Genomic DNA, 24,595 nt, shown 5'->3' on the forward strand with positions numbered 1-24,595 from the left:
CTTAATTGTAGGAGTTTAAAGAAATAAGAGCAAAGTTCATATATGAGCATATTCTATAATATAGTTTGTACAGTAAAAACTGTACGAACTGTATACAGTGAATTCTTATAAATGCTCTTGAATGCTCGATATTCCAATTGATGTGCTTTCTTTACATAGGAGGAAAAAATGATAAGCTAAAATTATAAATTTCTCGACATGACAAGTTTTAGTTAACTATAATGAACAATAATAAATATCAATGAAATAAAAATGGGTGTGATGATGAAACAATGTATGAAGAAAGGTTAGACAAAGCCAGAGAAAGAGTAATTGAAACCATTTCTCAAAATATGAATCTTTACGGGATAACACCATCTGTAGGTAGGTTATATGGTTTATTATATTTTCAAGCAAAACCAATGACGTTAGATGAAATGAAAGAAGAATTAGGTATGAGTAAAACCAGTATGAGTACCTCTGTAAGAAATTTATTAGAATTAAAAATGGTGGAAAAAGTATGGAGAAAAGGGTCAAGAAAAGATCAGTATCAAGCTGAAGAAGATTGGCATCAAACTTTTGTTGATCTTTTTACAACGAAGTGGAGACCGAGTATTTCCATGAATATTTCCGCAATCGAGAAATCATTAAAGGAAATCAATTTATTAATAGAAGAGGAAAATGCCCCAGAAGAGGTTTTAGCAGCAGCTCGTGAAGATGTAACAAAATTACATGAGGCCCTAAATTATTATGATTGGCTAGGGCGATTAGTGAATAGTTTTGAAACAGGTGAAATTTATCAACTTGTGCCAAAGGAAAGAAATTCTTAAATAACGTTTTCTATAATTACTACCCCATCAATATATGTTGTTGTTACGTAACAACAACAATAAAACTAAAAAAGAAACAAAGCTCCTTTTTCTTCAAATGAATTTTTGAAAAAGGAGTTTGTCTACACTCTGAAAGCCACAGCTCTTGTTTCTGTGGCTTTTTATGTTGGTTCACATAAAATGTGGTCTCAGTCACTGAGATAGAGGGGGTGGGCAAAAAAGGAGCGTCTCAATATGGAGAATCACGGTTCTCAGGAGAAAAGGAAGATAGCTTCATAGGTGCATACATAACTTATATATTGTTAGCTTAACATTAAACATGCGCTGCATTCAGAGAGGATGAGAATATTAGGAAACGCCGAGCAGAATGGACATGCGCTATTCAGAAGGAAATCGATGAATGAGTGCTTCGCAAAAGGGATTAGCAGGTCACTCAGAAGGAAAACGAGGAGTGAGTGCTTCGCAAAAGGGGTTAGCAAGTCCCTCAGAAGGAAACCGAAGAGTGAGTGCTTTGCAAAAGGGATTAGCAGGTCACTCAGAAGGAAACCGAAGAGTGAGTGCTCTGCAAAAGGGATTAGCAAGTCCTTCAAAAGGAAACCGAAGAGTGAGTGCTTCGTAAAAGGGATTAGCAGGTCACTCAGAAGAAAATTGATAAATGAGCGCTTCGCAAAAGGGGTTAGCAAGTCCCTCAGAAGGAAACCGAAGAGTGAGTGCTTCGCAAAAGGGATTTGCAGGTCACTCAGAAGAAAATCGGTGAATGAGTGCTTCGCAAAAGGGGTTAGCAAGTCCCTCAGAAGGAAACCGAAGAGTGAGTGCTTTGCAAAAGGGATTAGCAAGTCCCTCAGAAGGAAACCGAAGAGTGAGTGCCTCGCAAAAGGGGTTAGCAAGTCATTCAGAAGGAAACCGAAGAGTGAGTGCTTCGCAAAAGGGATTAGCAGGTCCCACAGAAGGAAACCGAAGAGTGAGTGCTCTGCAAAAGGGATTAGCAAGTCCCTCAAAAGGAAACCGAAGAGTGAGTGCTTTGCAAAAGGGATTAGCAAGTCCCTCAGAAGGAAACCGAAGAGTGAGTGCTTCGCAAAAAGAATTAGCAAGTCCCTCAGAAGGAAACCGAAGAGTGAGTGCCTCGCAAAAGGGATTAGCAGGTTACTCAGAAGGAAATCGGTGAATGAGAGTTTCGCAAAAGGGACTAGCAAGTCCCTCAGAAGGAAACCGAAGAGTGAGTACTTCGCAAAGTGAATTAGCAAGTCATTCAGAAGGAACTCCATAAATGAGTGCTTCGCAAAATAGGTTTGCCCGGCATTCAGAACGTAAACCAGAAGAGAAAGCCGAGCAATTTATATATAAACCGGTAAGAGTTGGATGAAGGGGTTCAAGAGACAGAAGATACACCCCTCTTGGATAAGCCTATAGTTATTTGCCCTAAAAATGTGCATTTGACTATCGCACATATTAGGTTAGTTGAATAGGATATATAGAATCAAGATAAAGGAGGTTATTCAAATGTCAGAAGGATTTGGATACGGTGGAGGCTTTGCACTCCTAGTTGTTTTATTTATTTTGTTAGTGATTATTGGAGCTTCTTGGGGATACGGTGGCTGCTGCTAATCACCTAATGGTTTTGGGATAAAGGGTAAATATAAAAAATAGGAGGAGATCTTTTTATGTATGGTTACGGTGGAGGCTGCGGTTATGGCGGTTACGGATACGGTGGCGGATGTGGCGGTTTCGGTGGCGGTTTTGCACTGATCGTTGTATTATTCATCCTTTTAATCATCGTTGGAGCTGCTTGTTTTAGATAATTGCTAAATAAAAAGAGGGGATGCCAATAAAGGCATCTCCCTCTTTTTATTTCATTTGGGCAAAATAATTAATCTATTGGTGCATTAATATAAAGTTTTCCTTCAGCGATTTCCGTTGCTTTATTGCCAAAGCTATCTTTAACAGTGACTTCAATTTCTGCACCAGGAGCTACAACATTAGAAGTTGCAGTATAATAACCAACATAGTGACCTGGAGATGTTTCCATAATTGGTAGGTCATTTACGTTTGTGGTTTGTGCACGTAAGTTTGTTAAAGGCATTTTTAATGCAAATGTTGCTTTTAAGCCTGGCTCGCTGTCAAATTCAATTTTCACTGTTTGACCAGCGGCTAATTCTCTATCTTCACCAGGTTGAAGATTTTCAATATCAAGGCTTGAGTATTTGGCTTCAATTGTTACAGTTTCAGTCGAAGAGTTACCCGCTTCGTCAGTAGCAACAACTGTAATTTCGTTTGTACCTTCATCTAATAAAATACGTTTTGAGAATGTACCATCAGATACATTTGCATTTTGGCCATTTACTGTAACAGTATCTAAGTGGTCATCAGAAACCGTTCCTTCTACAGTCACCGCTTCTTTATTTGTTTTCGAACCATCTTCAGGACTAGTAATAGCAAGTGATGGAGCTTCTTGATCTAATGTAATTGTCACTGGCTCTGAAGGATCCGTTTCACCAACCTCGCTTACACCTGTAGCAGTTAAGACATTTTCACCTTCATTTAATTCAACATCTAAGCTGAATTCACCCTCTGCACTAGCAGTTGTTGTTCCAGCTTCTTCATCACCATTGTACACTTTAACATCCACATTTGGTTGTGTTGAACCTTCCACAGTTACTGTTTCTTCATTAGTATAACTTCCATCAGCTGGGGAAGTAATAGTTGGTGATGTTAATTCATAGTTTACTACCGCACGAATCATATAGTTTCCTTCAGCAGCAGGTGAAGCTGACCAAGCGCCACCAACTAATTGGAAGCTTCGTCCAGCGTTATCTCCATTCTCATCTGTTCCTAATCCAGGAGCATTAGGGTTAGGGTCTGTTTGAATATAAACCATGAAGAAATCACCATCTACTGTTACACCTTCAGTGGCAAGATCGACATGTGTCCATTCACCATTTCTTAATGCTGTTGCATCAATAGGTCCAGCTAGTTTTTCACCAGGGGTACCATTGTCTGTTGCATCATAAATCGCAACTTGGAAATCTGTTCCACCAGGTGTTGGAAAAGATGTATCCCAGAATCGGAATAAACCGCCAGTAACCATTGCAGATTCTTGACCCTCTTCAAGACTCATACGAACACCCCAGCCATTGCCAGCATCATAGAATGCACGTGCGTTTTCAGCTGTACCATCATCATAGCCAATTTCACCTTCAAAACCGATGAATGGTTTTAGTTCGATATTTACTTCCACGTTTTCTTCATCAAGTGTAACCGTCACATCTTTACTTGAATAAGAGTTAGCCATTACACGTAGAGTGTATTCACCTTCATAAGCCGTAATTGAATAGTTACCATTTTCATCTGTTGTAACTGGTGTTACTTTTGCATCCTCAACAAGAAGGATAGTTGCTCCAGTAATTGGTTCACCTGTTCTTTCATTTGTTACTGAACCGTTAATCGTTCCTTGCGGTAGTTCATCTAAGACGAAGTTTGCAACTGCTTCTCCATCTGCTTCAACATTTACGGTTTGCGTTTCTGAAGCAAATCCATATGTTTCTGCTAAAAGAGTAAATTCGCCAGCCGCGTGAACTAATTGGTAAGAACCATCAGCAGGGTTCGTATTAACAGATCTACCTGATTCAAGTACACTCACCTTTGCACCAAGTGGTAAAGACATAGGAGTTGCTTTTTTGTCAGATCCTTTTTCAACTGTAGCATTTTCCGTATTAGGTTGGATCTTATCAGCGTTTACTGGTTTCGCGTCTTTTTTTGCTTCAGTTTTCGCATCTTTCTTTTCTAATGTAACTTTTCCAGTTTTCGCAGTTTCAAGTGGTGTGTCTGTTAATGCAACATCATCAATGTACCAACCAGGTCTGGTTACAGAACCATCAGTTGTTAAGTTAAAGCCGATATAAACCCTTTGACCTGCATATTCACTTAAATCAACCTCGCCATCAACCCAATCATTTGAAAGATTAGTATATCTAGCAAGTTGAGTCCAATTTTCTTGGTCTGTTGAGACGAAAACATGGCCATAATCATAATTATTTTCGATGTTATACCATTGTTTAAATTGTAAAAAGCTATTTCCTTCTGGTAAATCGATCGGAGGCATAACAAGTGTCATGTTTGCATTACTTGCATATTGACTGTCTAAGCCAGTTGCAAATACTTTTTCTCCAGAGAAAGCACTTTCAGGACCTGTAGTCGGTACACCCCACTCCCAGTTATTAGCGGCGCCAGAAGAAGTCCAGCCAGCTGGTGTGGATTCAAAGTCTGTTGAATAGCCAACTGTAATACCAGGCAATACAGATACCTCATACATATCACTTTCAACAGTGTTTCCACCGAAGTCAGTCACAATGAATTTATAGGAGACAGAAGGTTCAGCAATGTCATCTCCTGGAATAACTGTACTATACGTGCCAGATTTGTAATCCCCGCTATCACGTGTAGCTGTAACTGTTTTTGTGCTTCCATCAGCAGCTGTATATTCAACGGTTACATTTGTTACACTTACATTGTCAGCAGCTGAAACTTCTAGTGGTAAATCCATACCAGCATAAGTTTCTTCAATTGCTTCATGTTCTAATGTTGGTGCTTCTTCATCTTCGCCATCTTTAGCGACAGTACCCTTAATTGTTCCCAATCCATCTAAGATAGAGTTAACAGCATCGTAAGCGTTTACTAATCCATTACCAAAGCCATTGTTAGGTACTTCTGTATATGTTTCATTTGTTAAAGGGATCGCAGTAGAAGAAATAATCTCTTCCATATCTTCAACAGTTAAACTTGCATTCACTTGTCGAAGAAGAGCTGCAACAGCTGCAACATGTGGACCTGCCATGGAAGTCCCGTTCCAGCCACCTTCATATCCACTGCCAGGTACCGATGAGCGGATATTTACACCAGGAGCTGAAATATCTGGTTTAATAATGCCTCCATAAGGGGAAGGTCCTAATAATGAAAAGCTTCCTAGGTTATCATTGATGTCCGTTGCTCCAGTTGTGTACGCTTCTGGTAAGTTACCAGGGTTCGCAACTGAACCAGGACCACCTGGATTAAATAAAGTTGTATTTCCTGCAGAGAATTCAGGGAAGATTTCAGCAGCACGCCATGCTTGAACTACTTCTCTATACCAATCATCGATTCCAGGACCGCCGCCCCAAGAATTGTTAACCACATCTGGCGCCATTGCTGGGTTTGGATTCCCTTCAGCATCTGTAGGGGCTAAAATCCACTCGCCAGCTGCAATTAATTGAGCATCAGAACCGCTACCGCCAGCATCTAATGCTTTAGCAGCAATCCATTCTGCGCCAGGTGCAACACCGATTTGGTTGCCACCGTCTGGCTCAGAACCAACCATAGTACCCGTTACATGTGTACCGTGACCGTGGTCATCATAAGATTCTTCATTGCCACTTACAGCGTCGAAGAAATTGTACTCATGATTTGGTGTTTCTGGATTAGCAGGATCAAACCCACGATATTTCTCTTTTAATGCTGGGTGATTCCATTGAACACCTGTGTCAATGGAAGCAACAACTGTACCTGAACCGTCTATGCCCATTTCCCACACAGCAGGTGCTCCGATATGATCAATATTCCATTCAATATTATTGATCTTACCAGCTTCTTCCGCTTTTGCTTGCTCTTCTACCGTTGGTGTATGTAGCTTTCTTGTTTCATTTGGTAGAATTTTTTCCACTTCAGGGAAAGTAGCGAGTTGTTCCATTACATCTTTAGTTGCTGTAACAGCAACCGCATTTACGATAAAGAAAGATTGAACTTCTTTTGCGTTCCCTTTCTTTTCTTGTTTTTCAAGGTAAGAAAGCACATTATCTTGTGATTCAATTGCCACTGTTCTCATATCTGAAACAATAGCTGAACGTTTCATATATTTTGCTTGAGCAGCAGACTGTTTTTGAGCAGCTGCAGCTTTTTCTGCTTTTTGTGCTGATTTTTGAGGATCAGCTTTCTCTTTGAATTTCACTAAAAATGTGACTTGTTCTTCTTTTTTAAATTCTTTCGTCAATGTTTTGCTTATTTTGTTTTCTGCTACTTCACTAGCTGACTTTGCTACAGAGGTACTTACACCTTTATTACTAGCAGAGCTGATGCTAGGAAACATCATTGGCACGATTAAGAAAGCAATCATGGCAATACTTAGTAGACGAAACCAACCATTTTTTCTTTTACGCTTCAAGTAATTCCCCTCCTAAAAATGTTTTCAGTATATTTGAATAATCCTTGTTATTCACCTCCTCATATATTGAAGGAGTGTTTACTTTTTAAAATAAAAGTAGCTCTCCTTATGATTAACACTCTAGCTAACGAAGGGCTTCGAAGTTGTCGGAAAATGTCGAATTTTTTTGTTCGTTTTTTAAAATGAGTTAATCGTAATAGCGAACAAATCAATAATTAGTACATTTGAATCCAATGCTATGAGAATTTTTGCCGATTCTTTGCTTGTTTTCTAAAAAAAGGACAGGTAATTGATTAAATTTTTAGAAAATTAAGTAATTAGTAATTGTGTTGGAAAATCTTACAATTTTTTATAAGTCTTTTGATTGCGTTCATAAGTATAGGGTCGATAGTAAGAGGAGAGGAGTTTGATGTTCGTTCTATGGGTAAAAAGAAATAATTATTTGTATATTCAATAGTAGAAATAATTGTTACAGGGTATGTTTCACTTAAAAGGAACTAAATAGATAAAGTATAGGAAAATTAGTACGGAGGTTATGGAAAGTTTTTTGTATTAGGTAAATAGTTTCGATTAAAACTGAAAGTAATCTTGTCTTATTTTCTAGAAAAAACTTGTCGCTTTTTTTAGAAAAGGAAAAGAAGGAAAATTCAAGTTTCTTTGGAATTGTAATATGTAGGAAAGATAAAGAAAGGATGAAAAGGGGTTGGGATCAGACGGCCAATCATTTATTGAAATCTATCGTATTTATCATCATCAAATCTTTAGGTTTATTTATTCAATGATTGAGCAACAAGAAACAGCGGAAGATCTAACGCAAGATACATTTATTAAAGCTTTTATGTCAAAAAATCAGGTTGAGCACCCAGACAAAATCCATAGTTGGTTATTCAGTATTGCTAAAAATACGACGATTGATTTTATTAGAAAACAACAGAAGTTACAACATGAGTTATATTTAAATAAAGCTTGGATAAAAAATCATTCTATTCCAGAAAATCAATTTATTCAGGATGAGGGAGTTCATGCGTTATATCAGGCAATAAACCACTTGAAAACGAATTACCGAAATGTATTAGTGTTAAGAAAAATAAAAGAATGTACCATTAAAGAAACTGCAGAAATTTTAGGTTGGAGAGAGGATAAGGTGAGAATTACCACAACGAGAGCTATTAAATCATTAAAGAAAATTTGGAAAAACACATATGGGGATCAATACCATCTATTATGATAGATGGCTTATTTTTTGTCATCAGTATTGTAAAAGTGTATATCTTATTCCTCTAGAGAAGACAAGATATGCGCTTTTAAATCACCTCGCTTTTTACTCCAATAATCGTTTGATTCTCTCCATTTCCTCCTTTTTATTTTCTTGAGGGAAATAAAAAACGCCCAAAGGATTCACCATGGGCGCATATCAAAAATATGAATTGTTTTAAATATGTTCCCTACGCTGCTATGAGACAGATCAGGTTCAAAGGGGTCATCATCTAAAACGGATGAAATCTCAACCAGCAATTACTGCCCCCCCTACATTTTGGTTTATTTGTGTTTTTATTCCACCATTATTGTAGTAGAAGTTTATTATAATGCTAGTCTAAATTAATCTGGGAGAAATATCCTAATTACCCATGGAAAACATTGCGTTTGAAGTAGTCTTTCTATCCATGTTAGTCTTAATTTTGTTATTTTGATTTAAATGTATATATGAATGGAGGAAAAAATGTTGAAACTGATTGCAGTTATCTTTGCAGCAAGTACATTGTTTTTAGTCCATTTCATCCAATCTGCTGATTTACGCGTTTATGCTGAGACATTAGATGTTTATGATATATATGAGGTTAAAGAGGACGAAACAATTACTTCCATTGCTGATCAATTAGAAGTGTCTGAGGAAGAATTAACAATAATGAATCATTTAGAAGATCGAACGGTTCAGAAAGGTGATAAGCTTATCGTTCCTAAAGTAGAGGAAAAGGTAAAGGAAGAAAAGAAGCCTGACATTTCGTTAACATCTGAGGAGCAGGATCTTTTAGCAAGACTTATCCATGCAGAAGCGAAAGGCGAACCGTTTGAAGGAAAGGTAGCTGTTGCAGAAGTTGTGATTAATCGAGTCCAGGACGAACGTTTTCCTGATACCATTCGCGATGTTATTTATGAAAATAAGCAATTTCAACCTGTTGACAATGGTTCGATTAATAAGCCTGCAGATAAAGAAGCAAAAAAAGCAGTAAAACAAGCAATGAAAAATCATGCATTGCCAGATGAAACGGTCTTTTTCCACAATCCAACAATCGTACCGCAATCTTGGTTGAATACGAGAGAAGTTGTTACAGAAATCGGTAATCACCGTTTTTCTATGTAAAGCAAACCCTTCTATCTTATTGAACGAAGATGAACTAATGATAAGGAGCCAAGGGTGACATCAGTCACATTAGGCTCTTTTTATCGTGTTAAAAAGGATTGTTAATAAGGAATTTACTTGCCTTTATTTGGTGTTCAATTATAATGGGAATTGAAATATAAATAATCACCTTACGTTATGTCTTACATAAAGGAGTGATACTATGTTATCAAATATTGGTATACCGGGTCTCATTCTTATACTTGTACTGGCCCTCATTATTTTTGGGCCGAAGAAGTTACCTGAAATTGGACGAGCAGTGGGAGAGACGTTGAAAGAGTTTAAAAACTCTGCTAAAGGTTTAGCTAATGATGATGAGGACTCTAATGAAAAGAAGAAAAACAATTTAGAGAAGTAATTTCAACTAAAAGTTGGCATATCTTATGTCAGCTTTTTTGTTTGTAATAAAACAATATTGGATGACAATAGGATTATATATTGTGAATAAAACGTGCCAACTCATTGGTTATCTTTTTAAATAAAATGCCATATATTGAATACGCATTGCAAAGTTTCTAATACAAGGATAAAATTGAGGGTACGCAGTAGCGACAGATAAGAATTTATACATGTTAGTGAGGAATTTTATTATGAGTACATTTAAAGACGAAGTATTATCACGTCGAACATTTGCAATTATTTCCCACCCGGATGCTGGGAAAACAACCTTAACAGAAAAGCTTCTTTTATTCGGAGGGGCCATTCGTGATGCAGGGACTGTTAAAGGGAAAAAGACAGGGAAGTATGCAACAAGTGACTGGATGGAAATAGAAAAACAACGTGGTATTTCGGTTACGTCTAGTGTTATGCAGTTTGAGTATAATCAAGCTAAAATCAATATCTTAGATACACCAGGACACCAAGATTTCAGTGAAGATACTTATCGTACATTAACAGCAGTGGATAGTGCAGTAATGATCATTGATTCAGCAAAGGGGATCGAGGATCAGACTTTAAAACTCTTTAAAGTTTGCCGTATGAGAGGTATTCCTATTTTTACATTTATCAATAAATTGGATCGACAAGGTAAGATGCCGTTAGAACTTTTAGCAGAATTAGAAGAAGTAATGGGGATTGAATCATATCCGATGAATTGGCCAATAGGAATGGGGAAAGAGTTTCTAGGCATTTATGATCGTTTTAATAATCGCATTGAACAATTTAGGGTAGATGAAGAGGATCGTTTCCTTGAATTGAATGATGAAGGAGAAATTAACGAAGAACATTCTCTAAAACAATCGGGACTTTATGAACAAACGTTAGAAGAAATTATGTTGTTAAATGAAGCGGGTAATGAATTTTCGCGTGACCGCATTGCTTCAGGGGATTTAACACCTGTCTTCTTTGGCAGTGCTTTGACTAATTTTGGTGTGCAAACGTTTTTGGAATCTTATTTACAGTTTGCTCCTTCTCCTCAACCAAGAGAATCGACTGTTGGAGAAATCAATCCTTTAACAGAAGACTTCTCAGGGTTTATCTTTAAAATTCAAGCGAATATGAATCCTGCACATAGGGATAGAATCGCTTTTCTTAGAATTTGTTCAGGTAAATTTGAACGAGGGATGAGTGTAAATATTCCACGTCTCGGTAAACAAGTGAAATTAGCACAATCGACACAATTTATGGCAGATGATCGTAGTACTGTTAACGAAGCTGTAAGTGGCGATATCATTGGGATTTATGATCCAGGAACATATCAGATTGGTGACACATTAACAAGTGATAAAAATGGTTTCCAGTTTGAAAAATTACCTCAGTTCACCCCTGAATTATTTGTTCGAGTGACAGCAAAGAATGTAATGAAGCAAAAACATTTTCATAAAGGGATTCAACAGCTAGTGCAAGAGGGAGCTATTCAGCTCTTTAAAACTGTGAAAACAGATGAGTATTTACTCGGAGCAGTTGGACAATTACAATTTGAAGTATTTGAACATCGTATGAAAAACGAATATAACACGGAAGTATTAATGGAGAGGTTAGGCTCTAAAATTGCAAGATGGGTTGAAGGTGAGGACAATTACGATAACCTTTCTAGCTCACGTAGTTTACTTGTGAAGGACCGATATGAACATCAAGTGTTTCTATTTGAAAATGACTTTGCTCTTAGATGGTTCCAAGATAAAAATCCAGATGTACCATTATATAATCCGATGGATCAGCAGCAACAATAAGTATAATTACAGGCACGCACAATTTTTGTGCGTGCTTTTAATATGCATCTTTAATTTTAGCAATCAACGTACAAGGCTGACATGTTTGGCACGAACATCATCTTGCTTTTTAAAGAAGAAGGTTGATCCACAGACGAGTTTTAGCAACCGTAGTTGTCCGTAAAGTATAGGCTAAGGTCAAATTATTTATATGAAAATAATGATTGACAGTAAATGAAATACAGATTATAGTATAAATACGTTACAAAAATACTTTAGTGCATAAAAGCGTTTAAGTAAAATAGTATTATTAGTTTTTATATAATTTAACCGGTAGTGCCAGTAGAGGATTTATGAACAGCTAAAGAGACTGAATGGTTGGTGAAAGTTCAGGTCATAAATTTTTCGAATTACACCTACCTATAAAGGTTAAAATAGATGAAGTGGACAAGTGTGGTGTCTTGTCAATTAGGGTGGTACCGCGGAGATCATTCGTCCCTAAATAAGGGATTTATGAGCTCTTTTTTTACGCTTTTAGAAATATTGGAGGTTAATTTATTATGCAACAAGAACCAAGCATCAAAGTAAAAACATGGGAAGCTATACTTATCACAATCATTCTCCTTAGTGGTATAAGTTATTGTATGATTGCCCTTGAGGCACCACCACATATTCCCATTGTATTATCGATGATCATTTTAATTATTTATGGATTATGTAAAGGCGTTAAGTATAGAGAAATAGAACAAGGCATTATGGATGGGACAAAGTCAGGGCTTGGCGCTACATTTTTATTCTTTTTTATTGGTATGTTAATAAGTAGTTGGATGGCAAGCGGGACAATTCCAACGTTCATTTATTATTCTTTAGATATTGTAGGACCGAATTATTTTTATGCCATTAGTTTTGTTGTTACCGCTATTATTGGTATGAGTATTGGCAGTTCATTAACAACAGCAGCGACTATTGGTGTTGCATTTATGGGATTGAGTGGTGCATTAGATTTAAACCCGGCTATTACTGCAGGTGCAATTATCTCAGGAGCATTTTTTGGAGATAAAATGTCTCCACTGTCTGATACAACTAATTTAGCATCCATGACAGTTGGGGTTGATTTATTTGATCATATTAAAACAATGAGTATGACAACAATTCCTGTATTTATCTTATCCTTTATTATTTTTTTCCTAATTTCACCGAAGGGAATGGAAGAAGCCAGCTTAGTAAAAATTAATGAGATGCAGGAAGGTTTATTAGCGCTAGGGTTGGTGAAATGGTATGCAATCATACCTTTTCTTGTATTAGTTGTACTAGCGATAAAGAAAATACCTGCTTTAATTACATTAGCAGCTTCAATCGTTACGGCAATTATTGTTTCATTCTTTGTGCAAAATGAAATGAATTTAGCTAAGCTTATTACTATTTTATTTAGTGGTTATACATCAAATAGTGGGATTGAGGATATCGACTCATTATTAACTAGAGGTGGAATGGAAAGTATGTTTTTCTCTATTTCACTGGTCCTATTGGCTTTAGCAATGGGAGGGTTATTTATTAAATTAGGGATATTAGCAGCACTTATTCGTGGGATTACTGACTACTTATCTAAACGTGGCCCATTAATTTCAGCAACAGCTTCAACGGCAGTTGGTATCAATTTTATTGTAGGTGAGCAGTATTTATCTATCCTATTAACAGGTAACGCTTATAAAGACTCTTTTAGTAAAGCGAACTTGCATCCTCGATATTTATCCAGGGTTTTAGAGGACGCTGGTACAGTGGTTAATCCTCTTGTACCGTGGAGTGTTTGTGGAATCTTTCTAACGACAGTGCTAGATGTTAATACATTAACCTACTTGCCATTTGCCTTATTTTGCTTAATAAGTCCATTAATGACTATTTTATATGGTTGGACAGGTTGGACAATGAAGAAGCAGTAATCATTCAATTTGTATAATATAAGCCATTTTCTCTTCTAGATTTCTAATAGATGAAGAGAAAATTGGCTTTTTTATTTTTTTATAAAAGGGATGTAAAATTATTGAAATAAGTTCATAAAATATTCTCGCTTTCCCATTATTTTAGTGAAAGTTGTCTTAGATTTTGATGACGTTTTGATATATTTTAATTTTTGATAACATTTTTTTAGTTATATTTCACAAGTATGAAAGTTGCACAACTTTTGTCATTATATTGTAGTGAATGTGGTATAAAAATATTCTTTACCCCTATAATTTTCTAATTTTACCCGTATATTTGTAAAGATAGGTTAATAAAGTTTGTGGCAAGTCTTCATGCTCAATTCATCTAAATTTCCTGTGTTATAATTTGGGTGAATAAAGAGGTGAATGCATGATTAAATCACTGTTTAGAGGCTTGAAGACACAACATAAAACCATTGAAGAAGAAGTTTTTGCAATTCAAAATGGTGATCGACAATTAAGAGATGTGTTTATAAATAAATTTAAACCTTTTGTAGCAAAGTCGGTATCTTTAGTTTGCAGGAGATTTATATATGATTCCGATGATGAATTTAGCGTGGGTTTAATCGCTTTTAATGATGCTATTAATAATTATAATCGAGCAAAAGGGACAAGTTTCGTTTCTTTTGCTGAGGTTGTTATTAAACGAAGAGTGATTGATTATATTAGACAGCAATCGAAACATCAGAACCTTAGTTTAGATGCAAGCCATCACTATGAGGATGGTTCGAATGAGCAAGCCAGTGCATTAATAGAATCAGAAATATCGATAAGGGGCTACTTAGAAATACAAGATCAACAGGCAAGGAAGGAAGAAATAATTAAGTTCACGAATGATTTATCTCATTTTGGTATTAGTTTCAAAGAGATTGTAAAATGCTCGCCAAAACATGCCGATGCAAGAAGGACAGCTATTGAAATTGCCCAATTAATTGCCAATGATGTGATGTTGAAAGACCTGTTATATTCCACCAAAAAATTACCCATCAAGCATATGGAATCAAGAATAAAAGTAAGTAGAAAAACAATAGAAAGAAATCGTAAATACATTATTGCAATGACATTAGTTCTATGTAATGACTTTGTCTATTTAAAGGATTATTTGAAAGGGGTGTTAGAAACGTGAAAAGAGGAGTGATTGTCGCTATTGATGAACGTTTCTTAACACTTTTAACAAATGAAGGAGAATTTTATTTTAGTTATAAATACGAAGCAATATATGAAATAGGTCAAGAGATTGAGTTTGAGCCTGTGATGAAAAACCATAAGGTAGAATCTGTTAAAAAACCGAAATATGTAAAAATGATTATGATTGCTGCTGTATTTATTCTTTCCTTTTTAGGCTTATCCTTATGGCCTAATCATTCTGAACAGACAATCTACGCTTATATGACCATTGATATTAATCCAAGTATTGAACTAGCCGTAAATGAACAATTCGAAGTGATTCAATTGAAGGGTTACAATGCAGATGGAAAAAAAATCATTCAAGAGATATCGGATTGGAAAAATAAACAGTTTGATACCATATTTTCAGATATCCTTTTAATTTGTAAGAGTCAGGGTTATATGCAAAAAGGAAAAGAATTAACGTTCGCCACAGTTGTCATGTCAGATCAATATTTTAAAGAAGAAAGATTAAGGAAACATACTGACTTTGTTACAAGGGAATTAAATGAAGAAGATGTAAGTTTGCATTTAATTGAAGGCTCTAAAACAGAACGAGAGTTAGCTCAAGAAAAAGGACTTACTCTAGGGGCATACATGGAGTTGAACGAGAAGACTGAATATGACAATACCGCAAAATCGGATGTAAATGAATCTGAGGAAGAAAAAAAGACTGCAAGTGATAAAGAAGAAAGTAAGGAAGATAACAAAGAAAGTGAAATAAAAAAAGAAAAGGAAACATCCATAGAAGTGAAGGAAGAGAAGGGGACAGTGCCCACTTCTGATGATAATGAAGCTATCGATCCAAATATAGAGACAAATGAATCAATACCAAATAATGAGGTTGAAGAGAAGAAGTTTCGTTATAAGAAGCATATTGATGATGAACACAATGACTCTTCGGCTGTCACTAATAAGGAGATTGAAAATAAAAAATTTAAAGGAAAACATAAAAATAAAAATGATGATGATGACGATGATGAGAAAGAACAAAATGATACCGATAATTCCGATGTTCATGACGACGATGAATGGCATAATAGGCATAATCAAGACAAGCACAATAATGAAAAAAGGGATAAACATAATGAAAGGAAAAAATATAATAAAGAATCACCATAATTGCAAGATTTATGGGTATAATAAAAAGTCCGAGTTGAACCTCGGACTTTTGCCATGTTATTTTTGTTTTCCAGAAAGTTCTGCTTGAGCTTGTTGGACTAATCTTTTTGTAATTTCTCCTCCAACTGACCCGTTAGATCTGGAAACAGTATCCGAACCTAACTGTACGCCAAACTCTTGAGCAATTTCATATTTAACTTGATCTAAATATTGTTCAATTCCCGGTACTAAAAGTTTATTACTATTCTTTGGCATGATTACACATCTCCTAAAGATAATTTACAGTAATTGATATCACTGTATTTGTATTATGATGTATTGCGTTTATTTCATGAGTGGTAAATTAGCTGTTTGTATCCTTGTTTTGGCAAAGAAAGAATAATTAGCTTTCAAAACAGGGGTAGATTATATTATTATAGAGTGTAATTGAGTTTAGTTGAGGTGAAAAACGTTTGTTAAAAGATTTAAAAGACTGGATAAATAGGCGTTCGCCAGCACAAATAATCACTGCATATTATTTCTTGTCGATTTCAATTTCTGTAGGACTCCTCTATTTACCAGGTGTGAATCAAAAAGGTGTAGAAGTTAGCTTTATAGATACTGTATTTACTGCTGTAACTGCTGTTAGCGTAACGGGGTTAACCGTTGTTGATTTATCACAAACCTATAGTGTTTTTGGTTATTTTGTGATTATGATTATTATGCAATTTGGTGGAATTGGTATTATGGCATTAGGTACATTCTTTTGGATGTTGTTAGGTAAGAAAATTGGATTGAAGAGTAGAAAACTAATTATGGTTGATCACAATCAGTATGCGCTTTCTGGGCTTGTTCAACTAGTGAAAGAAATAATTAAATTAATGATTCTTATCGAAGTAATAGGAATGTTTATACTTGGCTTTCATTTTTTAAAGTATTATCCTACGTGGGACGAAGCTTTTCTCCACGGATTATTTGCCTCTGTAAGTGCAACAACAAATGGAGGGTTAGATATAACAGGTTCATCAATGATTCCATATGCCCATGATTATTTCGTGCAGTTTATTACAATCATTTTAATCTCTTTAGGGGCAATTGGTTTTCCTGTTTTAATCGAAGTCAAAGCTTTTCTATTAAAACGTAAATGGGAAAACTCTCTCCCGTATCGTTTTTCTTTATTTACTAAAGTAACAACCGTTACATACGCTTTTTTACTCGTTTTTGGAACAATTATTATTTTAGTTATGGAGTTTCAGCATTTTTTTAAAGGGCTATCATGGCATGAAAGTTTCTTTTATGCACTATTTCAGTCAGCGACGACGAGAAGTGGTGGGTTAGCAACAATGGATGTTAGTGAATTTACTTTACCAACCCTCTTGATTATGAGTATTATGATGTTTATTGGTGCTTCACCGAGCTCTGTTGGTGGAGGTATACGGACTACTACCTTTGCATTAAATATTTTATTTATCTGGAATTTTGCCAAAGGAAATAAACATGTGAAAATCTTCCGCAGAGAAATTCATCAAGATGATATATTGAAATCTTTGGTTATTACAATTTTAGCCACGCTTTTATGCTTTGTAGCAGTGGTGTTGATTAGCATTACCAATACACATTTATCACTTATTTCCATAATATTTGAAGTTTGCTCTGCTTTTGGAACGACTGGTCTTTCCATGGGGATAACAGCTGATTTAAGTAATACTGGAAAAATTGTCATTATGATACTAATGTTTGTCGGTAGAATAGGCTTAACCTCATTTTTATATATCATAGGTGGTAAAGAAGAAAAGCCACATTATCATTATCCAAAGGAAAGAATTATTATTGGATAATTAGGTTGATATGAAAACCAAGCTTAATAAAGAGCTTGGTTTTCTAATCTGCTTTATAACCTGCATCTTTTGTTGGGTGAGAGAAGGGAGCATCCGGTAATTCTTTTTCTTCTATAAGTGCGCGATTCTCAGGGGTATTAAAACCAATATCATTTGTTGGATGAACCCATTTGTCTCCAGCCATCACAGCTGGGTCTACGTCATCACTCCAATTCTCAAGTGGAGACTGCTCTGATACATAATTACTATCCCCAATTGTTACCCCAAATTCGTTTACAAAAGGTGGTTGAAGCTTCTTATGACTTTTTCGAAAGTCAGGTGAAGAAATTTGATGTGGTAAACTTTCTATTTCGCTTCGCTCTTGCTTGTTTTTTCTTTTCACTTATTATCACTCCTCTTTTTATCTTTCTCTTCTGTTTAATCGTTTATGAGATTGAACATGAAGAAATAAAAGGTAAGCATAATGACCCTAAATTAGGCGGAAAATATGTTTGTTCTTACGAAATATGAAGGAGGAGTCAGAAAATGAAGAGAAAAGCTAGCCATCGTGCTGTTGAAAAATATAGTAAGACACCAAAAGCCAATCAAGAAGATGTTGAATTTTCAGCTGAATTTACTAGTGGTGAAAATGTAAATAAAGGTGCCAACCGCAATTCAAAACAAGGAAGAAAAGGGAGAAGTTAAATGTACCAGTTGAAAAATGAGCGGAAACAGAAACAGCCTCCTCAAGTGAATGTTGAGTTCGGGATGGAGTTTGGCGATTTGAACGCTTCAAAGATTTATGAAGTTACAAGTAAAAAAGTCAAGGTTAATAAGAAATGAAAGTACAAGCCAGAAAAGTTCAAACTACTTTTCTGGCTTGTTTTTTCATTCTATGATGCAAACACAGCTGCCTGTTCTTTGGCATAATATACAACCATCACAGATTCATCCATTTCAATGAAACCGGTCTGAATATATTTCTCAAGATTAAATGGAAGCTTCTCTACAATGGAATGCTTATATAGTTCTTTTTCGTTTAAATGTAATTGAGCAAAGTCTTTGCTGACGGAACTTGGATCTTTCAGAAAATGTTGATAAAGCAAAGATCGTTCTTTTTTATCAATTGAGGATGGCCACCAAGGTTTTCTAGGTTTATATTTTTGATTAGATAGGTAATCATATTTCATTAAGCCTTCTATGACCTCTAAATTTTTCACTTTTGTATCCTCTAAGAAAGAAAATAATCGATGGAATAAATCTTCTAATTGGTGGCCAATTCTTGACCAGCCTTTCCCTTCCCAATAACTTCCGAACTCTTGGAAAAAATCAAAAGGGGTAGGGAAAATGTTTGTAACTAAGTATTCAATCGTATGATCCATCCGATGGTCATTCCAATATTTTTCTAATACATCTTCTACTTGTTTGATTCGGATAATATCTTGGAATGATAATACATTGTTTCCAAGGATTTCATAAGGTGATTGATCCATATAAATATATTGGTGATTGGCAGCACTTTGTCTTAACCCTGTACCCCTCAACATTTTTAAAAATCCTAGTTGTAATTCTTCTGGACGCAGAGCAAAAACATCATTGAAGGTCTTCTTGAATGATGCATAATCCTCCTCAGGCAAACCAGCAATTAAATCAAGATGCTGATCAATCTTGCCACCTTCTTTTACCATTGTCACTGTTCGAGTCAACTTCTGAAAGTTTTGTTTTCGCTTCACTAATTCATTCGTATAATCATTAGTTGATTGTACGCCAATTTCAAACCGGAATAAACCAGCAGGTGCGTGATCGTTTAGAAATTGAATGACTTCTGGCCTCATAATATCAGCTGTAATTTCGAATTGAAAAACCACGCCAGGCATATGTTCATCAATAAGAAATTGAAACATTTCTAACGCGTAACTGCGACTAATATTAAATGTTCGATCCACAAATTTAATCGTTTTCGCACCGTTTCGCATTAAATAACGAATATCTTCTTTCACCTTTTCACGATCAAAATATCGAACACCAACTTCAATGGAAGAAAGACAGAATTGACAACTAAAAGGGCAGCCCCTACTCGTTTCAATATATGTAACCCTTTTGCCAAGTTCCCTCTTATCCTCTTCAAATCGAAAAGGAGAGGGGAGTTCACGAAGGTTAAGTTTGTTGTTTTGTGGATTAACATGCAATTTGCCATCTTCAAGATAAGCAATGCCGTTCACTTTGCGCCAATCCTTTTCACCATCTATTTGATGAAGTAGCTGTTTAAAAGTTTCTTCACCTTCACCTACAGCGATAAAATCAATCTCTGAAACATTCTCTAACCATTCAGGGACATCATAGGTCACTTCTGGTCCACCAAGTATAATTATTACTTCCGCATTTATTTTTTTGATCATACGAATGACTTTAATTGTTTCTTCAATATTCCATATATAACAACTGAAACCTATGACATCTGGTTGCTTATTAATTAAATCAGTAACAATATTCATAACTGGGTCTTTAATTGTATATTCAGCTAGTTCAACGTTGAAATCAGGCTCAGCAAATGCTTTTAAATACCGTATGGCAAGGTTAGTATGAATATATTTAGCGTTTAATGTTGACGCAATGACTTTCATTTTCTTCTCCTTTTATATGCATTAAGAAAAGCGGTCGAGGCATAAATACCTAACAGCTTCTTATCTTTGACTAACGTTTTCATTTGACAGTTTTCTAGGCAATACATTTTATTTTATCATAATTTTTATTAAAATCCTAAAGTCAAAAATTAATAAGTTTTAACATTGACTTCATATTGTCTTTAAATTGGTAAGGTATGATTAACCTATCAAAGGAGGAGTGATAAGATGTTAATCGCAGCGATTATACAGTGGCACCGCTTTTGGTTTGTTGGTATAAATTACTTTTTAGAAGGTGATATACCTGAGTGGTTGTTTCACCGACTATTTTCGAAGTCCATGCATCATCAAGAAAAGCTCATCTTTTTCTTGAAGAAACAGAAGGTCACCTCACGCACAAGGAGAGCATCAATACATGGGTAGTATTGTTATAAATAATATAAAAAAATGGCTATAGACATATACTCATCAAAAGTATAATATCTATAGCCATTTTTTTATTCTTTACGATTGTTTTTTTCTTCTTCAATAATCCCATCATTTCCTTTATCAATTCCAGTAGCCTGATTGATCATCATGGAGAAAAGGTTTAAACCTTGATCCATTGGATCCATTTCATATTGTTTTTGGCCAATTTTTCGAGATTTTTCAATATCACTCATTAAAGGCACCTCCATGTTAATTAGGTTGCACTAGTTAATTTGGCACCATTCATAAATGAAAGAATTAATTATTTTTGGTTAAGGTAATGTTGTAAGCACATGGCACAAGTGATGGAATCTTTACTAATAAACTTTATCCGCCTTAAATCTGAACGATTAACTATTGTAAAGTGGTGATAAGTAAAACCACATTCCGTCTTTTTTTGATTTTTAACAATATGAACTACATTATCTTGTTTACTTACAATTGTTGGAAACATCATAAACGTTTTACTCCTTTTATACCTGGTACTAATATGTGATAATGTAATGATAATCTATTTTGTGTTTTTTGTGAAATGATAAAATAAGGTAATTGAAAGGAAATTTGATACATAATTAGAAATTTATGAAGTGGATAGTGCCGATTAAAATAGTAGTGTTTATTAAGAAGATTTTTAGTCGCAAATTTATTTAGATGACCAAATTAATCGCAGTGTTTTTATTAAATTTAAATAAACAGTCTGTTTATATAGGAATAAAAGACAATAACGGCAAGGAGATTTATGAAGTGGATGTCATTATAGTTACTGACCAAGAACATTTTTATGGTATTAAATTTTGATGAAGCATTCTTTCAACTGCTGAATTTGCTTGAATTAAATGAACAAAGGAATATAAAGAAAGAACTTTAGAGATTATTGCAAACAAAGGGGTACATACATCTAAAGAATTCTTTTATCAAAATGAGCACCAAGATCAGGGTCTAGGTGCTCCGGGAGGATGAAAGTAAGGGGGGATTTTTAGCCAGCCTCTTTTGTGCATTGTGTTTTTAAGATTCATACTAAATATCATTTTTTCTGCATAAAATCTAGCCCACATAAGTCCAATATCATTTCTAATTGATTGAGTCATGTTAGTTGAACACATCATGATATTTGAAGCGATTTTAATACTAATTAAATTTGCAATTTCATCATTTGTAGATTTAACACCTAATGGAATGTTATTCGGATCAGAGTTAGGCTTCGATTGAGCTGTATTTGAAAGAGGGATACCTTCATTTATCATAAAATTTTCTAAGGTTCTTTTTTGGTGTTCAGCTAATCTTTTCGATTCAGTTAATAAATCTAATAACTCTTTATCAGTAGTTGTATTTAAACAAGTTTCTAATGCAGGAATTTCTTCAGCAATTGAAGTGTAGTACAACCAACACCCCATGGCTTCTCCTATATGTGGATTCTGTTTAGGATCATCTTCTATCGATGTTGATTTTATGTAATTTATAACTGCTTGAAAAGCGTTAGGCAATGATCATCCCTCCGTAATCTTTAGTTATTTAATCTAAATTATCTCCAAAAGTTAAATAACTATGTGTGTAATGAGAATATAAGAAAATGTACCATGAAATAAATAAACTAAAGTTGCGCTCAATTGATCAGAGAGGACTTATTAGCAATATATAGTACTCGAACATAAAAACGTAGGAGGATCTTATTCGTTTTCATTAAGTCGGAGAACCCATAAAAACATGCTGATTCTAACAAAATGCTTTCAGATATGAAAAAATAGCAATGCATCGTTAGGAAATGCTACCAATAGAAAAGTTTGCTAACATGGATTAAGTTGAGTTGATTAGGTGATGCCGTAAATTAACAAAAGGTAGCTGGGGTAAATCCAGAGGGCTTGTACCCCTCTGGATCAAAAATTAAATGGCAGTGAATCTATTTACCTTTCCGCCGCTATCCTGAACAATAGCAAGTCCTAATATTGCATTGATTAAATCTGGTATATTAATATCTTGGGCATCTAAAATATAAGCAACAGTACCTCCACCTAATGGGAAACTATTACACCCAATGATATAAAGTTGACCTTGCTCTACTTGATATTCTTTTAGTGCAGGTGCTCCAGAACCTGGAAATGTACAGCTTGATTCAGCAGTTTCACCACCTGAGGTAAGAACAATAACATCACCTAAACCTGGAACAGGAACAGTTATAGCCATAAATATCAAACTTCCTTTCAAATCTAATTGCCAGCTGACTTTGTATCTTATGTTAATCAAATGTGAAAGCTTGGATTTAAAACCTAGAGAAGTAAAAATGATATTAATGACCACTGTATATTAAACAAATAATCGATTGATTGAGCTAAGCTAGGTTTACATATAAATAAGTAAGTAGGAAGGGACATTTTTTGAATAAAAATATTAAAAAATTCATTCCGACCCTAACTATTATTTTTTACTGGAATATAAGAAATGGAAATTAAAAATAAAAGGTCGATAACCCCCTTTAATACCAAGGGTTATCGACCTTTTATAATTAGCGTCCCAGATAGGAATCGAACCTACGACCTACAGCTTAGGAGGCGGTCTTACTTAATATGAATGGTAGGAGAGAAGTTAGAAAGATACTTATTAAATCAACGTTTTTTGGATGTGTGTAGGATATAAAAGGATGAAAAATGGAACAAAATTATCGGTTTCGACCCCATTTCGACCCCAAACGGACCCCTAAGCTTTTTTCTTGAATAATTGGTCAAAGTGATTAGCAGCAGTTTTATCAGCTTCTTCTAATACATGTCCATATATGTTCATAGTAGTTGATATATCCGCATGTCCTAATCTTTCACTAATTACTTTCGCATGAACACCTTCATTTATGAGAATTGTTGCTGAGGTATGGCGTAGGTCGTGGAAACGTATATGCTTGAATTTATTTTTGGATGTAAAACGTCTCCACCATTGCCCAATACTATCGGGGCGAATAGGTTTATTAAATACATTTGCAAATACAAAGAAGTGATCTTCCCATTCCAGCATATCGCCAACTTTGAATTTTTCTTTTTTTCGTTGGTGATAGAACTTATCTAATAAAAGCATGACTCCATCAGGTACAGTCACGGTTCTGTCTTTACCGGTTTTTGTACCTTTTATAGTGACTCCTTGACCTAAAACTTCGGTTATTGCTTGTTCGATGCGAATTGTGTTTTTTTCAAAGTCTATATGTTTCCATTCCAGAGCAGCGATTTCACCTTCTCGAGCTCCCGTTGTAACAGCAAGCATAATTAGCGTTCTCCAAAATAAGTTTTCATCTTTCAGTAAATCAATTAATTGAGCAAGTTCTTCTTTTGAGTACACTTCGGACTTTTTAGATTTACCATTGGGTGGTTTAGCGCCAATTGCAGGATTTTCATTTATTAATTTCCATCTTTTTGCACAGGATAAAACATTATTAAATGCCTTATAGCAATTTAGAATGGACGAGGCTGAAAGTTTGCCTTCTTTACCATCTAACCTTTGGCCATCTTTTTTTAGATCATTAATGAAGTTTACAATATGGATTGTTTTGATTTCTTCTAATTTGAAGTGGCCATACTTAGGTAATATTCTCTTTTCTAAGATACTAATGTAATTTTGAAGTGTATCAGGTGATAATGTATCTTTAGCATGTTTGTCTAACCACTGAGGGATAAACGATTTCAATGTTAGCTTATCTTCTGCTTTAAAGTATTTCCCGGTTAGTATTTCTGCTTCAAAAACGGTAAGCTCTTTTTTTGCTGCTTTCATATTTTTTGCTTTAATTGTTTTTCTTTCTCTTATGGGGATGCCCTTATCGTTGTAACCGATGATTACAGTCAATCGATAGCTTCCGTTTCCACGATCCTCGACGTTTGCCATTTTAAAACCTCCTTAAGAATATATGTTC

General features: G+C 35.2%; 25 protein-coding genes, 1 pseudogene and 1 riboswitch. Of the genes and pseudogenes, 17 read left to right on the forward strand and 9 right to left on the reverse strand.

The genetic code is table 11. The features are described from left to right. Positions 1–272: 272 nt before the first annotated feature. From MKY26_RS02780 to MKY26_RS02800, 5 genes and pseudogenes are all read left to right on the forward strand, one after another. On the forward strand, positions 273–809 hold the full coding sequence (locus MKY26_RS02780; protein WP_095369743.1) for a GbsR/MarR family transcriptional regulator: 537 nt from the start codon (positions 273–275) through the stop codon (positions 807–809). Positions 810–1,209: 400 nt separating this feature from the next. Beyond that, on the forward strand, positions 1,210–1,428 hold the full coding sequence (locus tag MKY26_RS02785; protein ID WP_341092005.1) for a hypothetical protein: 219 nt from the start codon (positions 1,210–1,212) through the stop codon (positions 1,426–1,428). 138 nt (positions 1,429–1,566) lie between these two features. Beyond that, the gene (locus MKY26_RS02790) at positions 1,567–1,974 is read left to right on the forward strand and encodes a hypothetical protein (RefSeq protein WP_341092007.1); all 408 of its coding nucleotides are present in this window, start codon (positions 1,567–1,569) and stop codon (positions 1,972–1,974) included. A 335-nt stretch (positions 1,975–2,309) separates the two neighbouring features. After that, positions 2,310–2,414 carry a YjcZ family sporulation protein gene (locus MKY26_RS02795; RefSeq protein ID WP_095369741.1) on the forward strand — a complete coding sequence of 35 codons (105 nt, stop codon included), beginning with the start codon at positions 2,310–2,312 and terminating at the stop codon, positions 2,412–2,414. 113 nt (positions 2,415–2,527) lie between these two features. Continuing rightward, a pseudogene (locus tag MKY26_RS02800) lies at positions 2,528–2,608 on the forward strand (YjcZ family sporulation protein); the annotation flags it as partial. Positions 2,609–2,676: 68 nt separating this feature from the next. Here MKY26_RS02800 and MKY26_RS02805 read toward each other — a convergent pair. Beyond that, positions 2,677–6,999: a S8 family serine peptidase gene (locus tag MKY26_RS02805; RefSeq protein WP_341092011.1), complete on the reverse strand. Its 4,323-nt coding sequence runs from the start codon at positions 6,997–6,999 to the stop codon at positions 2,677–2,679. Between the two features lie 703 nt (positions 7,000–7,702). Between MKY26_RS02805 and MKY26_RS02810 the strand changes: the two genes are divergently transcribed. The 7 genes from MKY26_RS02810 to MKY26_RS02840 all read left to right on the forward strand — a co-directional run bounded on the left by MKY26_RS02810 (position 7,703) and on the right by MKY26_RS02840 (position 15,821). Beyond that, positions 7,703–8,227: an RNA polymerase sigma factor gene (locus MKY26_RS02810; protein WP_307314729.1), complete on the forward strand. Its 525-nt coding sequence runs from the start codon at positions 7,703–7,705 to the stop codon at positions 8,225–8,227. A 197-nt stretch (positions 8,228–8,424) separates the two neighbouring features. Then, positions 8,425–8,538: riboswitch (TPP riboswitch) on the reverse strand. Positions 8,539–8,719: 181 nt separating this feature from the next. Then, complete coding sequence (locus MKY26_RS02815) at positions 8,720–9,361, forward strand: cell wall hydrolase (protein ID WP_180316982.1); 642 nt, start codon at positions 8,720–8,722, stop codon at positions 9,359–9,361. A gap of 202 nt (positions 9,362–9,563) precedes the next feature. Further along, complete coding sequence (locus tag MKY26_RS02820; protein ID WP_095369736.1) at positions 9,564–9,758, forward strand: twin-arginine translocase TatA/TatE family subunit; 195 nt, start codon at positions 9,564–9,566, stop codon at positions 9,756–9,758. A gap of 232 nt (positions 9,759–9,990) precedes the next feature. Continuing rightward, a complete protein-coding gene (locus MKY26_RS02825; RefSeq protein ID WP_233435266.1) occupies positions 9,991–11,571 on the forward strand; it encodes a peptide chain release factor 3 in 1,581 nt (526 codons plus the stop codon). Positions 11,572–12,110: 539 nt separating this feature from the next. Next, positions 12,111–13,490: a Na+/H+ antiporter NhaC gene (gene nhaC / locus MKY26_RS02830; protein WP_180316981.1), complete on the forward strand. Its 1,380-nt coding sequence runs from the start codon at positions 12,111–12,113 to the stop codon at positions 13,488–13,490. 412 nt (positions 13,491–13,902) lie between these two features. After that, positions 13,903–14,658 carry an RNA polymerase sigma-I factor gene (gene sigI, locus MKY26_RS02835; protein WP_095369734.1) on the forward strand — a complete coding sequence of 252 codons (756 nt, stop codon included), beginning with the start codon at positions 13,903–13,905 and terminating at the stop codon, positions 14,656–14,658. After that, positions 14,655–15,821: an anti-sigma factor domain-containing protein gene (locus tag MKY26_RS02840; RefSeq protein ID WP_095369733.1), complete on the forward strand. Its 1,167-nt coding sequence runs from the start codon at positions 14,655–14,657 to the stop codon at positions 15,819–15,821. The genes sigI and MKY26_RS02840 overlap by 4 nt, the downstream gene beginning before the upstream one ends. A gap of 57 nt (positions 15,822–15,878) precedes the next feature. Here MKY26_RS02840 and MKY26_RS02845 read toward each other — a convergent pair whose 3' ends face one another. Then, positions 15,879–16,076 carry an alpha/beta-type small acid-soluble spore protein gene (locus MKY26_RS02845; protein ID WP_095369732.1) on the reverse strand — a complete coding sequence of 66 codons (198 nt, stop codon included), beginning with the start codon at positions 16,074–16,076 and terminating at the stop codon, positions 15,879–15,881. A gap of 197 nt (positions 16,077–16,273) precedes the next feature. On the opposite strand from MKY26_RS02845, the gene MKY26_RS02850 reads away from it, so the two are divergent. Beyond that, a complete protein-coding gene (locus MKY26_RS02850) occupies positions 16,274–17,638 on the forward strand; it encodes a TrkH family potassium uptake protein (RefSeq protein ID WP_307314723.1) in 1,365 nt (454 codons plus the stop codon). Positions 17,639–17,681: 43 nt separating this feature from the next. On the opposite strand, the gene MKY26_RS02855 is transcribed toward MKY26_RS02850, so the two are convergent. Next, positions 17,682–18,020 carry a DUF3905 domain-containing protein gene (locus MKY26_RS02855; RefSeq protein ID WP_095369731.1) on the reverse strand — a complete coding sequence of 113 codons (339 nt, stop codon included), beginning with the start codon at positions 18,018–18,020 and terminating at the stop codon, positions 17,682–17,684. Between the two features lie 143 nt (positions 18,021–18,163). On the opposite strand from MKY26_RS02855, the gene MKY26_RS02860 reads away from it, so the two are divergent. Both MKY26_RS02860 and MKY26_RS02865 read left to right on the forward strand, forming a co-directional pair. Beyond that, positions 18,164–18,322, forward strand: a complete 159-nt coding sequence (locus MKY26_RS02860; RefSeq protein WP_180316980.1) for a hypothetical protein — start codon at positions 18,164–18,166, stop codon at positions 18,320–18,322. Continuing rightward, complete coding sequence (locus MKY26_RS02865; protein WP_307314721.1) at positions 18,323–18,460, forward strand: hypothetical protein; 138 nt, start codon at positions 18,323–18,325, stop codon at positions 18,458–18,460. A gap of 50 nt (positions 18,461–18,510) precedes the next feature. Here MKY26_RS02865 and MKY26_RS02870 read toward each other — a convergent pair whose 3' ends face one another. Next, on the reverse strand, positions 18,511–20,241 hold the full coding sequence (locus MKY26_RS02870) for a B12-binding domain-containing radical SAM protein (protein WP_095369730.1): 1,731 nt from the start codon (positions 20,239–20,241) through the stop codon (positions 18,511–18,513). 228 nt (positions 20,242–20,469) lie between these two features. Here MKY26_RS02870 and MKY26_RS02875 point away from each other — a divergent pair, with 228 nt between their 5' ends. Next, positions 20,470–20,664 carry a hypothetical protein gene (locus tag MKY26_RS02875; protein WP_095369729.1) on the forward strand — a complete coding sequence of 65 codons (195 nt, stop codon included), beginning with the start codon at positions 20,470–20,472 and terminating at the stop codon, positions 20,662–20,664. A 74-nt stretch (positions 20,665–20,738) separates the two neighbouring features. On the opposite strand, the gene MKY26_RS02880 is transcribed toward MKY26_RS02875, so the two are convergent. Together MKY26_RS02880 and MKY26_RS02885 are read right to left on the reverse strand one after the other, a co-directional pair. Next, a complete protein-coding gene (locus MKY26_RS02880; RefSeq protein ID WP_180316979.1) occupies positions 20,739–20,903 on the reverse strand; it encodes a hypothetical protein in 165 nt (54 codons plus the stop codon). Positions 20,904–20,971: 68 nt separating this feature from the next. Continuing rightward, positions 20,972–21,166, reverse strand: coding sequence for a hypothetical protein (locus MKY26_RS02885; protein WP_095369728.1), 195 nt, complete (start codon positions 21,164–21,166; stop codon positions 20,972–20,974). A 194-nt stretch (positions 21,167–21,360) separates the two neighbouring features. On the opposite strand from MKY26_RS02885, the gene MKY26_RS23365 reads away from it, so the two are divergent. After that, positions 21,361–21,507, forward strand: a complete 147-nt coding sequence (locus MKY26_RS23365; RefSeq protein WP_445293118.1) for a YopX family protein — start codon at positions 21,361–21,363, stop codon at positions 21,505–21,507. A gap of 134 nt (positions 21,508–21,641) precedes the next feature. Here the strand turns inward: MKY26_RS23365 and MKY26_RS02890 are convergent, their stop codons facing one another. The 3 genes from MKY26_RS02890 to MKY26_RS02900 form a co-directional block, all read right to left on the reverse strand. Further along, complete coding sequence (locus tag MKY26_RS02890; protein WP_307314720.1) at positions 21,642–22,193, reverse strand: DUF3231 family protein; 552 nt, start codon at positions 22,191–22,193, stop codon at positions 21,642–21,644. A 397-nt stretch (positions 22,194–22,590) separates the two neighbouring features. Then, positions 22,591–22,890 (reverse strand): hypothetical protein, encoded by a 300-nt coding sequence (locus MKY26_RS02895; protein WP_095369726.1) that lies wholly within the window; start codon positions 22,888–22,890, stop codon positions 22,591–22,593. Positions 22,891–23,400: 510 nt separating this feature from the next. After that, entirely contained in the window at positions 23,401–24,567 is a 1,167-nt protein-coding gene (locus tag MKY26_RS02900) for a tyrosine-type recombinase/integrase (protein WP_341092015.1), read from the reverse strand. Positions 24,568–24,595: the final 28 nt, after the last annotated feature.

Source organism: Cytobacillus sp. FSL R7-0680 (assembly GCF_038009245.1).
Lineage (GTDB): Bacteria > Bacillota > Bacilli > Bacillales > Cytobacillaceae > Cytobacillus > Cytobacillus kochii.

Excerpts from the sequence above, each read along its gene's own strand:
- MKY26_RS02780 (WP_095369743.1), top strand. The coding sequence starts at position 273 with ATGTATGAAGAAAGGTTAGACAAAGCCAGAGAAAGAGTAATTGAAACC.
- MKY26_RS02785 (WP_341092005.1), top strand. The coding sequence starts at position 1,210 with ATGAGTGCTTCGCAAAAGGGATTAGCAGGTCACTCAGAAGGAAAACGA.
- MKY26_RS02790 (WP_341092007.1), top strand. The coding sequence starts at position 1,567 with ATGAGTGCTTCGCAAAAGGGGTTAGCAAGTCCCTCAGAAGGAAACCGA.
- MKY26_RS02795 (WP_095369741.1), top strand. The coding sequence starts at position 2,310 with ATGTCAGAAGGATTTGGATACGGTGGAGGCTTTGCACTCCTAGTTGTT.
- MKY26_RS02815 (WP_180316982.1), top strand. The coding sequence starts at position 8,720 with ATGTTGAAACTGATTGCAGTTATCTTTGCAGCAAGTACATTGTTTTTA.
- MKY26_RS02820 (WP_095369736.1), top strand. The coding sequence starts at position 9,564 with ATGTTATCAAATATTGGTATACCGGGTCTCATTCTTATACTTGTACTG.
- MKY26_RS02825 (WP_233435266.1), top strand. The coding sequence starts at position 9,991 with ATGAGTACATTTAAAGACGAAGTATTATCACGTCGAACATTTGCAATT.
- nhaC (WP_180316981.1), top strand. The coding sequence starts at position 12,111 with ATGCAACAAGAACCAAGCATCAAAGTAAAAACATGGGAAGCTATACTT.
- sigI (WP_095369734.1), top strand. The coding sequence starts at position 13,903 with ATGATTAAATCACTGTTTAGAGGCTTGAAGACACAACATAAAACCATT.
- MKY26_RS02845 (WP_095369732.1), bottom strand. The coding sequence starts at position 16,076 with ATGCCAAAGAATAGTAATAAACTTTTAGTACCGGGAATTGAACAATAT.
- MKY26_RS02860 (WP_180316980.1), top strand. The coding sequence starts at position 18,164 with ATGAAGAGAAAAGCTAGCCATCGTGCTGTTGAAAAATATAGTAAGACA.
- MKY26_RS02865 (WP_307314721.1), top strand. The coding sequence starts at position 18,323 with ATGTACCAGTTGAAAAATGAGCGGAAACAGAAACAGCCTCCTCAAGTG.
- MKY26_RS02870 (WP_095369730.1), bottom strand. The coding sequence starts at position 20,241 with ATGAAAGTCATTGCGTCAACATTAAACGCTAAATATATTCATACTAAC.
- MKY26_RS02875 (WP_095369729.1), top strand. The coding sequence starts at position 20,470 with ATGTTAATCGCAGCGATTATACAGTGGCACCGCTTTTGGTTTGTTGGT.
- MKY26_RS02880 (WP_180316979.1), bottom strand. The coding sequence starts at position 20,903 with ATGAGTGATATTGAAAAATCTCGAAAAATTGGCCAAAAACAATATGAA.
- MKY26_RS02885 (WP_095369728.1), bottom strand. The coding sequence starts at position 21,166 with ATGATGTTTCCAACAATTGTAAGTAAACAAGATAATGTAGTTCATATT.
- MKY26_RS23365 (WP_445293118.1), top strand. The coding sequence starts at position 21,361 with ATGACCAAATTAATCGCAGTGTTTTTATTAAATTTAAATAAACAGTCT.
- MKY26_RS02895 (WP_095369726.1), bottom strand. The coding sequence starts at position 22,890 with ATGGCTATAACTGTTCCTGTTCCAGGTTTAGGTGATGTTATTGTTCTT.
- MKY26_RS02900 (WP_341092015.1), bottom strand. The coding sequence starts at position 24,567 with ATGGCAAACGTCGAGGATCGTGGAAACGGAAGCTATCGATTGACTGTA.